The sequence below is a fragment of the Hydrogenophaga taeniospiralis CCUG 15921 genome, assembly GCF_001592305.1.
Taxonomy (GTDB): domain Bacteria; phylum Pseudomonadota; class Gammaproteobacteria; order Burkholderiales; family Burkholderiaceae_C; genus Hydrogenophaga; species Hydrogenophaga taeniospiralis.
On the sequence record NZ_BCWR01000015.1, the window covers coordinates 94,715 to 106,302 of the forward strand.

Here is an 11,588-nt window from a genome sequence, read left to right on the forward strand (position 1 = left end):
ACTGACCATGGCAAGGACGCAAGCCTCCACCTCCACCTGTACCGCATGGGTTCTGGGCGCCGTTCTGGCGTTGTCGAGCGGGCCGGGCATGGCCCAGTCCAAACCCAAGGCGAATCTGCGCAAAGCCGCGCCCGTGGCCATGCCCGCGCCGGTCGATCCGGTGCTGACCGAACGCGATCTGGGGGTGGCCGCCCGGGTGCATGTCGGCACCTTTCCCTGTGATCTGGGCAGCACGGTCCTGCTGGAGCCCGACACGCAGGCCAATGGCTTTTTCCACCTGCACCTGAACAAGGACCGCTACCGCATGCACCCGGTCGAGAGCCGCACCGGTGCGATACGGCTGGAAGACCCGGTGCAGGGCGTGGTGTGGATCCAGCTGGCCAACAAGTCCATGTTGATGAGCCAGAAACTCGGCCGCCGTCTGGCCGACGAATGCATGGGCGACGTCCAGCGCCAGGTGGCCGAGGCCCTGAAAACCAACCCGGCACCGAGCTTGTTCGAGCCCCTGCCAACCCCTCCCGCTGCGGCAGCCACCACCACCGGCTGCAACCGCAACCCCGAATCCCAACCTTTGACCTCTGGAGTTGAAACATGTTGAAAGCCTACCGAGAACACGTGGCCGAGCGCGCAGCGCTGGGCATCCCGCCCTTGCCGCTGACCGCGCAGCAGGTCGCTGATCTGATCGAGCTCATCAAGGCGCCGCCGGCTGGCGAAGACGCCTTCCTGCTTGACCTGCTCACGCACCGCGTGCCCCCGGGTGTGGACGATGCAGCCAAGGTCAAGGCCTCGTTCCTGGCCGCTGTGGCCCATGGCGACCTGAAGGTCGGTCTGGTGTCCAAGGCCAAGGCCACCGAGCTGCTCGGCACCATGGTGGGCGGCTACAACGTGCACCCGCTGATCGAGCTGCTGGATGACGCCGAAGTCGCCGGCGTGGCCGCCGAAGGGCTGAAGAAGACGCTGCTGATGTTCGACTTCTTCAACGACGTGGCCGAAAAAGCCAAGGCCGGCAACGCCAAGGCCAAGGAAGTCATGCAGTCCTGGGCCGACGCCGAGTGGTTCACCAGCCGCCCCGAAGTGCCCAAGTCCATCACCGTGACCGTGTTCAAGGTGCCGGGCGAAACCAACACCGACGACCTCTCGCCCGCGCCCGACGCCTGGAGCCGCCCCGACATCCCGCTGCACTACCTGGCGATGCTGAAGAACACGCGCGAAGGTGCGGCCTTCAAGCCCGAAGAAGACGGCAAGCGCGGCCCGATGCAGTTCATCGAAGATCTGAAGAAAAAGGGCAACCTCGTGGCCTACGTGGGCGACGTGGTGGGTACCGGCTCTTCGCGCAAGTCCGCCACCAACAGCGTGATCTGGGCCACGGGCCAGGACATCCCCTTCGTTCCGAACAAACGCTTTGGTGGCGTCACCCTGGGCGGCAAGATCGCTCCCATCTTCTTCAACACGCAGGAAGACTCGGGCTCGCTGCCGATCGAAGTGGACGTGTCCAAGCTGGAAATGGGCGACGTCGTTGACGTGATGCCCTACGACGGCAAGATCGTGCGCAACGGCGAAACCGTGGTCGAGTTCCAGCTCAAGAGCGACGTGCTGTTTGACGAAGTGCGCGCCGGCGGCCGCATCAACCTGATCATCGGCCGCTCGCTGACCGCCAAGGCGCGTGAGTTCCTGGGCCTGCCTGCCAGCACGCTGTTCCGCCTGCCCACCACGCCCGTGGCCACCAAGGCAGGCTTCACGCTGGCGCAGAAGATGGTGGGCCGCGCGGTCGGTCTGCCGGAAGGCCAGGGCGTGCGCCCGGGCACCTACTGCGAGCCGAAGATGACCACCGTGGGTTCGCAAGACACCACCGGCCCGATGACCCGCGACGAGCTGAAAGACCTGGCCTGCCTGGGTTTCAGTGCCGACCTGGTGATGCAGTCCTTCTGCCACACCGCGGCCTACCCGAAGCCGGTGGACGTGAAGACGCACCGCGAACTGCCCAAGTTCATCAGCAGCCGCGGCGGCGTCGCCCTGCGCCCGGGCGACGGCGTGATCCACTCGTGGCTCAACCGCCTGCTGCTGCCCGACACCGTCGGCACCGGCGGTGACTCGCACACCCGTTTCCCGATCGGCATTTCCTTCCCCGCCGGCTCCGGCCTCGTGGCCTTTGGCGCCGCCACCGGCGTGATGCCGCTGGACATGCCCGAGTCCGTGCTGGTGCGCTTCAAAGGCCAGATGCAGCCCGGCATCACGCTGCGCGATCTGGTGCACGCGATTCCGCTGTACGCCATCAAGGCCGGTCTGCTGACCGTGGCCAAGGCCGGCAAGAAGAACGTGTTCTCCGGCCGCATCCTGGAAATCGAAGGCCTGCCCGACCTCAAGGTCGAACAGGCGTTTGAGCTGTCCGACGCCTCGGCCGAGCGCTCGGCCGCCGGTTGCACCGTGAAACTCAACCCCGCTCCAATCAAGGAATACCTCACCAGCAACGTCGTGCTGATGAAGAACATGATCGCCGACGGTTACGCCGACGCCCGCACGCTGCAGCGCCGCATCGAGAAGGTCGAAGCCTGGCTGGCCAACCCGAACCTGCTCGAAGCCGACAAGGACGCCGAATACGCGGCCGTGATCGAGATCGACCTGAACGAGCTGACCGAGCCCGTGCTGTGCTGCCCGAACGACCCGGACGACGCCAAGCTGCTTTCCGAAGTCGCCGGCGCCAAGATCGACGAGGTGTTCATCGGCTCCTGCATGACCAACATCGGCCACTTCCGTGCCGCCTCCAAGCTGCTCGAAGGCAAGCGCGACATCCCGGTCAAGCTGTGGATCGCTCCGCCGACCAAGATGGACGCTTCGGAGCTGACCAAGGAAGGCCACTACGGCGTGTTCGGCGCCGCCGGTGCCCGCACCGAAATGCCCGGCTGCTCGCTGTGCATGGGCAACCAGGCGCAGGTGCGCGAAGGCGCCACGGTCGTTTCCACCTCGACCCGCAACTTCCCCAACCGCCTGGGCAAGAACACCTTTGTGTACCTCGCCTCGGCCGAGCTGGCCGCCATCGCGTCCAAGCTGGGCCGCATCCCGACCGTGGCCGAATACCAGGCCGACATGGGCGTGATCAACAAGGACGGCAGCCAGATCTACAAGTACATGAACTTCGACCAGATCGAAGAGTACGCGGAAGCCGCCAAGGCGGTTGCCTGAGCACCGGGCCGCTGGCCGGCTGAATGACAAAGGCCCGGGGAGCGATCCCCGGGCCTTTGTTTTGGTGCTCGTCGACGCGTCGCCATTCCGGCCGACGCAGGCGCCTTGCTATGCTGCGCGCATGTCGACACCACAGGCTTCCATGGGCATCGCAGCGCGGCTGGTAACCCTGCTGTTCAGCGCGGTGTTTGCCCTGGCGTTTGGCGGTGGCGGGCTGTATTTGGGTGTGCTGCCGCTGGCCCGCACGATGAGCGCCGCCTGGGAGGTCCGGTCCTGGCAGGCGGTGCCGGCCGAGGTGCTGTCGAGCCAGCTCATATCGAACCACGACGGCGACGGCACCACCTATGCGGTCCAGGCCCGTTACCGCTACTCCGCCGGTGGCCGCACCCACGAATCCACCCGCGTCGGGCTGGACCCGGCGGCCGGTCTGGACAACATCGGGGACTGGCACCAGCGGTGGCATGCGCGGCTGAATTCGGCCCGGAACCAGGGACAGACGGTCATGGTCTGGGTGGACCCCACAGACCCGACGCGGTCGGTGCTGGACCCGCACATCCGCTGGGCCATGGCCATCTTCCACCTGCCGTTTGCGCTGGTGTTCACGGGCGTGGGCCTGGGGGCTTTGTGGATGTTCTGGGGCGCGTTGTCCGGGCGCGGCACCAGCGCTTTCGGCGCCGCTCGTCTGCGCCGCTCCAGGACCACCGATGCGGCGGCGCAACTGGCCGGCGGCGCAGCCGCCCGGAGCTCGGCCAGCCGCAGCCAGCGCTGGCTCTGGGTGTTTGCGCTGTTCTGGTGTGGCATCGCGTTTCCGATGGCCGCGCTGTTCTGGATGACCGGTTCGCCCTGGTGGGTCAAGCTCTTTGTGTCGGTCTTCGTGGTGGTCGGCATCGGCCTGCTCACGCTCGCCTGGCGCCAGTCGGTGCTGGCTTGGCGCTTTGCCGGGGCCACCGTGCGGTTCGTGCCGGCCGTGCCCCAGGCCGGGGAGGCCTTTGAGGTGGAACTGGCGCTGCCGCCCCGTGCGCTGCAGAACCCACCGTCTGGCGGTCGGCGGTTGCGGCTCGCGCAGTACCGGGTGGACGACGCGGGCTCCGGCACCCAGGAGCGGCAGGTGGAAGCTCTGGAGCGGGCTGCAGCGGCGATGCCCGACATGGCTGGCGGCGAGCGGTGGCATGCGCGCTTTGAGCTGCCGGCCGACGCGCCCACGCACGGCGGCCGGCGCTCGGGCGAGCGGGTCGACTGGCGGCTGGAGATCCTGACTGCGGAGGGTGCTGTCGAGGTGTCGTACGACGTGCCGGTCCAGGAGACGCCAGCCCGGTCTGCGGGTCACCACCCGAGAGCCACGCCGGACCGGTTTGACCGCCGGGCGGCCTGGGGGCGTGAGGAGGCGATTCCGCCACGCCACGGGGGCTGGTCGGTCGGCGATGCTCCGTTGCCATTGCCGAAGCAGGTCCAGGTGGTCGAGCGTCCCGATGTCTGGGAGATGCGCTTCCGGCAGCGCGGGTGGCGCTGGGTGGCCGCGCTGGCGCTGGTGCCGATGGGGTTTTTTTCGGTGCTGTGGTGGCGGTCGGCGCCGCGCGGCTCCTGGCTCGATGCGCTGGGCTCCGGCCCCTGGTGGGGGGCGGCGCTCCTGCTGCTGGTGGCCTTGCATGCGGGCACGCGGCAATGGCGCCTGCGGGTGCGCGACGACGGTTTGGAGCGGGAGCTGGCTTCCTGGATGTGGCGCCGGACGCGGGTGCTTCCGCTGGCATCGCTCGACCACCTGTTTCGCAAGCTGCTCTACACACAAACCAGCGGGCAGACCACGACGGAGTTCCATGCGCTGCATGCCCGCGAGGCGGCCGCCGGGCCCTCGGTCCGGCTGACCCCGGGCCTGCCCGGGGAGGCCTCGGCGGTGGCGGTGGCGCAGGCGTTGCAGGCGGCCGGGGAGCACCGGGCCGGGCGTTTCACCCCCGGCGCCCTGCGCGCGCCATCCGGCGCATCGTGGCGGCCTGCCGCCGGCTGGCTGGTCTGGGCCTTGTGGCTGCTGTTGCTCGCCGTGGGGCCTGGCTGGCTGTAAGAAGGTATCGGTGCAGGCTGCGGTGGATGACCCCGTCTGGACGCGGGCTCGGCCGAAAGAGTCCGTAGGGTTTGGTCAGGCCAGGCCGGTCAGCGTGCGCCAGCCCGGCCAGCTGTCGCGCGCAATGGCGAACTTGCGTGTGGCCTCGCTCCAGGAGGCGCCCACGGCCATGGCGTCGCTGAAGGCCTGGGGGTCGGTCACCCGTGTGCCGCCCAGCAGCGTCACGCCCCGCTCGAACAGGGCGTCCGGCCACAGCCCGGCCGAGGGGCCGATCACCGCGAAGCGCTTTGCGTTGGGCGCCGCGGCGAGCATGGCGTCCAGCGTGTCGTTGAGCAACATGGTCGAGGTGCCCACCACCACGTTGCAGGGGGCGAGGTCGGCGCGGTCCAGCGTGATGTGCACGTTCGGGAAACGCTCGCGCTGGCGCGCGACCATCTCGGCGTTCATCTCCACCACCGAGAGCCGCCCGCCGGCCTCGGCCACGCGTTTCACCAGCGGCGGAAAGAAACCGATCATGCCCAGGTGGTCCTGCGCGGTCAGTTGTACGTCGCCGAGCGAATTGCCCGCGGGCGGTGGCTCGTAGCCCACCCGGCGCCAGACCGAGTCGGTCAGGGCGTTGACGGCGGCCAGCGCGATGGCGCGCTCGACCGCGCTGCCACCGGCCAGGCCTTGCGCGAGGACCAACGGGTCGGCGCCCTTCAAGGGTAAATCACCACCGCCGTGCGCGCGCAGCAGCGCGGCCAGCGTGTCGCCGAGCAGCACGTAGGACAGGCCGAATCCGCCGTCTTCCAGCTCGATGGCGCAGAACTCGGCATCGTGCTCACCCGCGACGCCCGCGGTATCGGGCCGGCGGGGCACGTGCAGACGGCGCACGCGGGGCGCGGGATGCAGCTGCGCGATGGCCGCGAGCTGCGAGAGGATGGCCGAGGCGATGGAGGGTGTCGGGTTCATGGCGGCTCAATGACGGTGGGGCATGGTGCACACCCCGCAGGGAGGCTTGTGGTGGCTGATTCTGGCACCGGGCCGGCGTTGCCGGAGGACGACGACCGAGCCTGGCGCCATCGACGGAGTCGCGGCGGTTGCCCAACGTCAAGGAGCTGGGCTCTCTGGTCGACAAAGGCGTCGCATGCCAAGTACGTGGCTTTTTCCTCTGGCAGGACGTTGTAAGGCCAACGCAATGCCCGTTGAGCCAGACCTTGGTGGTCGATGACGGGCCATGTCGCGCGAACTGCGGCCGGTCGCTGCACTGCGCACGCCAATGGGCAGCGCACCGAGACCCAGTGCCGTCTGGAGCGACCACCGGCGCCATTTGGTGCGCGAAACGCCGACACATTGGGCGGCAAATCAAGGGATTTCCCGGTGACATAAGGTGGTCAGCGGATGCGAAAATTATTTATGTATGGATTCTTAATTCATATATGAATAACACGGCGTGAACTCGCCTCAAACTGGAGACATCATGAATCGCAGCAAGAAGAATGACTCGCCCACGATTGCCAGTGCCGACGGCACTCCCGCCGTGGTCCTGACCCGTCGCGCATTGCTCGGATCGGCCGGCGCCCTGGCCGGCTTGCCACTGCTGAGTGCCTGCGGTGGTGGCGGGGACAGTGGTGGGGGCGGTGTCAGCGACAAAAGTGCCATTACGACGATGGCACCTGCTGCGGAGGGCGCCATCACCACGGAAGCCGTCAACCAGGTGAGCGCCATGACACTCGCGCAGGCCTCCGCGCGATCACTGTGGTTCGCCCGGCCTGCCGATCAATGGATCAAAGCGATGCCGATCGGCAACGGCCGCCTTGGCGCGATGATCTTCGGCGGCACCAGTGTCGACCGGGTGCAGTTCAACGAGAACACGCTGTGGGCGAGTTCGAAGAACTACGACGGCTACGGCGGCTGGGGCTCCTACCAGAACTTTGGCGAGTTCCAGGTCGACTTTGGCACCAGCCCGACCGGGCCGACGGGACAGCCCGGCGAGGGCATCGCCAACACGCTCGATGGCAACACGGCCACCAAGTGGTGCGTGCAGACCAACGCCGCCGTCATCCCGTGGCAGATCCAGCTGCTGCAGCCGACCGTCGTGTCCTCCTACGCGCTGACCAGCGCCAACGACGTGCCCGCGCGCGACCCGCTGGGCTGGACGCTCTCGGGCTCCGACGACGGCTTGACGTGGACCGCGCTGCACACCGTGACGCTCGCCGCGCCGTTCGAGCAGCGAGGCATGACCAAAAGCTTCTCGTTCAGCAACACCCGGGCCTGGCGCCACTACCGCTTTGACTTCCGCCACGACACCACGCAGTGGTATTTCCAGATCGCTGAGGTCCGCCTGGACGGCGCGGGGACCAACGAGCTCTCCGGCCCCTTCTTGAGCTCGCCCAGCGGCCACGGCGGTGAAGGCAACTGGTCGCCCAACGAGGAGATCTCGTCCTCGGTCGACGGCAACCCGGCCACCAAGTGGTGCATCGCCACCGCCGATGCCGAGATCCTGTGGCAGTACGACCACCGCGACGCGGTGGTCATCAACGCCTACTCGCTGACGAGCGCCAACGATGTGCCGCAGCGCGATCCCAAGGGCTGGACGCTCCAGGGCTCCGGCGACGGCGTGAAGTGGACCGACCTCGACGTGCGCCAGGCCGTGTTCATCGCGCGCAATCAGAAGCTGGACTTCGCGTTCGCGAACTCGACCGCCTACCGCTACCACCGCTTCAAGTTCCAGCACGACCCGGCGGCCTCGCACTTCCAGATCGCCGACGTGACACTGCGCGGCAACAACGGCTTCACGACCGCCGGCCGCCCGGTGATCGCGAACTACGAGCGCCGGCTCGACACCCACCAGGGGCTGCACACGGTGGCCTTCCGCCGCGGCACCGAGACCTTCACGCGCGAGGCCTTCGCAACGCGCGCGGACGACGTGATGGCCTTCCGCTACACCGCCGTCGGCAGCGCCCGCCTGAACGGGCGCATCACGCTGAGCAGCGCGCAGGGCGCCACCACCGTCGCGCCGGAGGCCGGTCGCCTCGAGTTCCAGGGCACGATGTGGAACAGCGAGAACTACGGAGCCTCGCTGCGTGTGCTGACCGACGGCACCCTCACCGTGGATGGCGGCAGCCTGCGCTTTGCCAACTGCACGACGCTGACCGTGCTGCTGGATGCGGCCACCGACTACAAGGCCGACTACGCGGCCAACTGGACCAGCGGCCTGAACCCGGGCCAGGTGGTGCAGGTTGCACGCAACCGCGTCAACGCTGCGGCCGCGCTGGGCTGGGACACCGTGCTCACCCGTCACCTGGCCGATTTCGCGCCGCGCATGGCGCGTGTGGACGTGAGCTGGGGCACGGATCCGACGGCCAGCGTCAAGCAGCTGCCGACCGATCTGCGCCGCAAGGCCTACGCGTCCAACCGCACCGACACGGGCCTGGAGGAGATCATGTACGACTACGGTCGCTACCTGCTCATCAGCTGCTCGCGGCCCGACGGGCTGCCCGCCAACCTGCAGGGCCTGTGGAACGACAGCAATTCGCCGGCCTGGTCGAGCGATTTCCACAACAACATCAACGTTCAGATGAACTACTGGGGTGCCGAGTCGGCCGACCTCGGAGACAGCCACCTCGCGCTGATCGGCTTCGTAAAGGCGCAGGCCGCGCCGATGCGCGTGGCCACGCAGCGCGAGTTCGGCGCGCAGACGCCGGGCTGGACGGCACGCACGATGCAGAGCCCGTTCGGCAGCAGCGCCTGGGAGTGGAACACGGTGGCCAGCGCCTGGTATTGCCAGCACGTGTGGGAACACTACGCCTTCACGCAGGACAGGGCCTACTTGCAGACCACCGCGCACCCGCTCCTCAAGGAGATCGTCGAGTTCTGGAAGTCGCTGCTGAAGGTGCGCAGCGACGGCCTGCTCGTCGCGCCGCTGGGGTTCTCGCCCGAGCAGAACCACGTGCCCCGCGAAGACGGGGTGATGTACGACCAGCAGATCATCTGGGACCTGTTCCAGAACTACATCGACGCTTCGGCGGCACTCGGGGTGAGCCCGACCGCGGCCGACGGCACCGACGTGCGCACGCTGCAGGCCAGGCTCGCGCCGAACAAGATCGGCTCGTGGGGTCAGCTGCAGGAGTGGCAGGTCGACCGCGACGACCCGAACGACACGCACCGCCACACCTCGCACCTGTTCGCGGTCTACCCCGGGCGGCAGATCACACCGGCCAAGACGCCGCAGCTGGCCGCTGCCGCGATGGTCTCGCTGAAGGCGCGCTGCAGCGACAAGGGCACGGGCTTCACGGCCGACAACGTCGTCGGAGACAGCCGCCGTTCGTGGACTTGGCCGTGGCGCGCCGCACTGTTCGCCCGTCTGGGCGATGGCATGCGCGCCGGCGAGATGGTCCGTGGCCTGCTGACGTTCAACACGCTGGACAACCTGTTCTGCGACCACCCGCCCTTTCAGATGGACGGCAACTTCGGCATTACCGGCGCGGTGGGCGAAATGCTGCTGCAAAGCCACGAGGGAAAAATTGTCCTGCTGCCCGCGCTGCCGGATCGCTGGAAGGCGAAAGGCTCGTTCAGCGGTTTGCGTGCACGCGGCGGTTACCGGGTCTCGTGCAGCTGGAGCAACGGCGTGGTCACGGGCTACTCCGTCGTGGCGGATCGGGCACCTAACCGCAACCCGGTCACGGTGCGTGTCAACGGACAGGACGTGCAGGTCACGCCCTCATGATCGAGCCGGTGGCCCTGAGGGGCCGAGACACCGGGCGGGGCCGGAGCGCGACCGGCAACGCATGAAACGATCCAGCCACAGGGCACCGCCGGGCTGGCCAGGCACCGGGCGGGAACCGGAGTGCCATCCGCGGCGAATGAAGTGGTTCAACCGGGGGCACCGCCGGGCCGGCTCTGCCGGACGGCCAGTGCCGCCCCCTTGGGGGGTAGCGCGAAGCGCTGCGGGGGCATTCAGCTGGGGGGAGGCTACTCCGCCAGAGGCCGCACCAGCCGCACCAGCAGCTTGCTGCGCTTGAGCACGTCGCCTTGCGCCTCGGCGGTGGCGGTGTTCACGGCCCAGCCGTGCAGGAATTTGATCTGGTTCATGTTCTGTCCGTTCACGCCACGCTGGATGTTGTTGTAGTCGTAGGCGTTGAAGGAGCGGATGTTGATGGTGGTCGTGGCGGTCCAGCTCCAGCCTTGACCGATCGATGGCAACAGCGTCTGTCCCGTCGCGGTCGGCCGGGCGTTCTGGTAGGCCAGTTGCTGCAGCTCTTTCATGTGGGGCAGGCGCCAGGCCACGCCTTCGGCCTCCTGGCGGGCCTTGACCCGCGCCAGCGCTTCGGCGTGGCTGAGCCACAGGGCCTTGCCGGTGCAGCGCTGGCCGCTCCATTGCATGCCCTCCACGCAGCGGGGCCAAGCCACGCGGGCGCTGCGGTGGATGATCAGGCTGCCGTCCTGCGACAGGTCCCAGTCAGGGGGCCGCACCTCGTCGCTGGGGCTGGCAAAGGTCGTGGGCGACACGGCGCACAAGACCCCGAGAAGCAGGTAATCCATGGGGCGGAGTGTGTGGGTTTTCATGGCGTCTCCGCAGGTGGGTCCAGAGGGGTTCAGTTGCGGGCGCGGGCCACGCCCAGCAGCTCCACTTCGGGCCGGGCGCCCAACTGCTGGGCCAGCTGGGGCAGCGACCAGCAGCGGCGCCGGTCCATGGCCACCGCCACGAAGTGCCACTGGGCCAGCGCGTTTTCCACATGGATGGCGATCGACCCGGGGGCCAGTTCGTAGCCGCAGTCCCCGAGCCAGCCGGCAAGCTCGGCCTCGGTTGGTGCACGTGTGGCGCCAAAGCGCAGGGTGATGCCGATGGCGTGGCGCGAGGGCAGGTGCGACTCCAGACGCGAGCCCCACACCATCAGCACGGTGGACAGGGCTGTCAGCAGGATGGCCGCGCCATACAGGCCGACACCGACCAGCACGCCGATGGCGGACGAGGCCCAGATGGAGGCCGCCGTGGTCAGGCCGCTGATGCTCAGGCCCTCTTTCATGATGACGCCGGCGCCCAGAAACCCGACGCCGGTGACGATGCCCTGCACCACCCGCGTGGGGTCCAGGGCTACGCCGGTCATGCCGCCGTGGCCGCCGTACCAGAAGCCCGGGTAACCGACGAAGACCGTCAGCGCGGCCGAGGCCATGCACACGATGCCGTAGGTGCGCATGCCGGCGGCGCGGCCGTGGTACGAGCGCTCGTAGCCCACCACCAGGCCCAGCAACAGGGCACCCAGCAGGTTCATGAAGACGACCAGGTTCGCCTCGACGATGGGTGCCGACCAGAACGAAGCCATCCAGTCCCACGAAAGCATGATCCAACCCTTCCCGTGATTCGCTGGCC

General features: G+C 68.1%; 7 protein-coding genes. 4 read left to right on the forward strand and 3 right to left on the reverse strand.

The window, feature by feature from the left end:
* Positions 1-7 precede the first annotated feature (7 nt).
* The 3 genes from HTA01S_RS17280 (at position 8) to HTA01S_RS17290 (ending at position 5,236) form a co-directional block, all read left to right on the forward strand.
* The gene (locus HTA01S_RS17280) at positions 8-598 is read left to right on the forward strand and encodes a hypothetical protein (protein WP_157572158.1); all 591 of its coding nucleotides are present in this window, start codon (positions 8-10) and stop codon (positions 596-598) included.
* Positions 592-3,180: a bifunctional aconitate hydratase 2/2-methylisocitrate dehydratase gene (gene acnB / locus HTA01S_RS17285; RefSeq protein ID WP_068173983.1), complete on the forward strand. Its 2,589-nt coding sequence runs from the start codon at positions 592-594 to the stop codon at positions 3,178-3,180. Before HTA01S_RS17280 ends, acnB begins: the two co-directional genes overlap by 7 nt.
* Positions 3,181-3,301: 121 nt before the next feature.
* Complete coding sequence (locus HTA01S_RS17290) at positions 3,302-5,236, forward strand: DUF3592 domain-containing protein (RefSeq protein ID WP_084236200.1); 1,935 nt, start codon at positions 3,302-3,304, stop codon at positions 5,234-5,236.
* Between the two features lie 75 nt (positions 5,237-5,311).
* Here the strand turns inward: HTA01S_RS17290 and HTA01S_RS17295 are convergent, their stop codons facing one another.
* Positions 5,312-6,187 carry a Rossmann-like domain-containing protein gene (locus tag HTA01S_RS17295; RefSeq protein ID WP_068173985.1) on the reverse strand — a complete coding sequence of 292 codons (876 nt, stop codon included), beginning with the start codon at positions 6,185-6,187 and terminating at the stop codon, positions 5,312-5,314.
* Positions 6,188-6,695: 508 nt separating this feature from the next.
* Here HTA01S_RS17295 and HTA01S_RS17300 point away from each other — a divergent pair.
* The gene (locus HTA01S_RS17300; RefSeq protein WP_084236201.1) at positions 6,696-9,944 is read left to right on the forward strand and encodes a glycosyl hydrolase family 95 catalytic domain-containing protein; all 3,249 of its coding nucleotides are present in this window, start codon (positions 6,696-6,698) and stop codon (positions 9,942-9,944) included.
* 245 nt (positions 9,945-10,189) lie between these two features.
* On the opposite strand, the gene HTA01S_RS17305 is transcribed toward HTA01S_RS17300, so the two are convergent.
* Positions 10,190-10,759, reverse strand: a complete 570-nt coding sequence (locus HTA01S_RS17305; RefSeq protein WP_068173986.1) for an Lcl domain-containing protein — start codon at positions 10,757-10,759, stop codon at positions 10,190-10,192.
* A gap of 53 nt (positions 10,760-10,812) precedes the next feature.
* Positions 10,813-11,559: an MgtC/SapB family protein gene (locus HTA01S_RS17310; RefSeq protein ID WP_068173987.1), complete on the reverse strand. Its 747-nt coding sequence runs from the start codon at positions 11,557-11,559 to the stop codon at positions 10,813-10,815.
* Positions 11,560-11,588 lie beyond the last annotated feature (29 nt).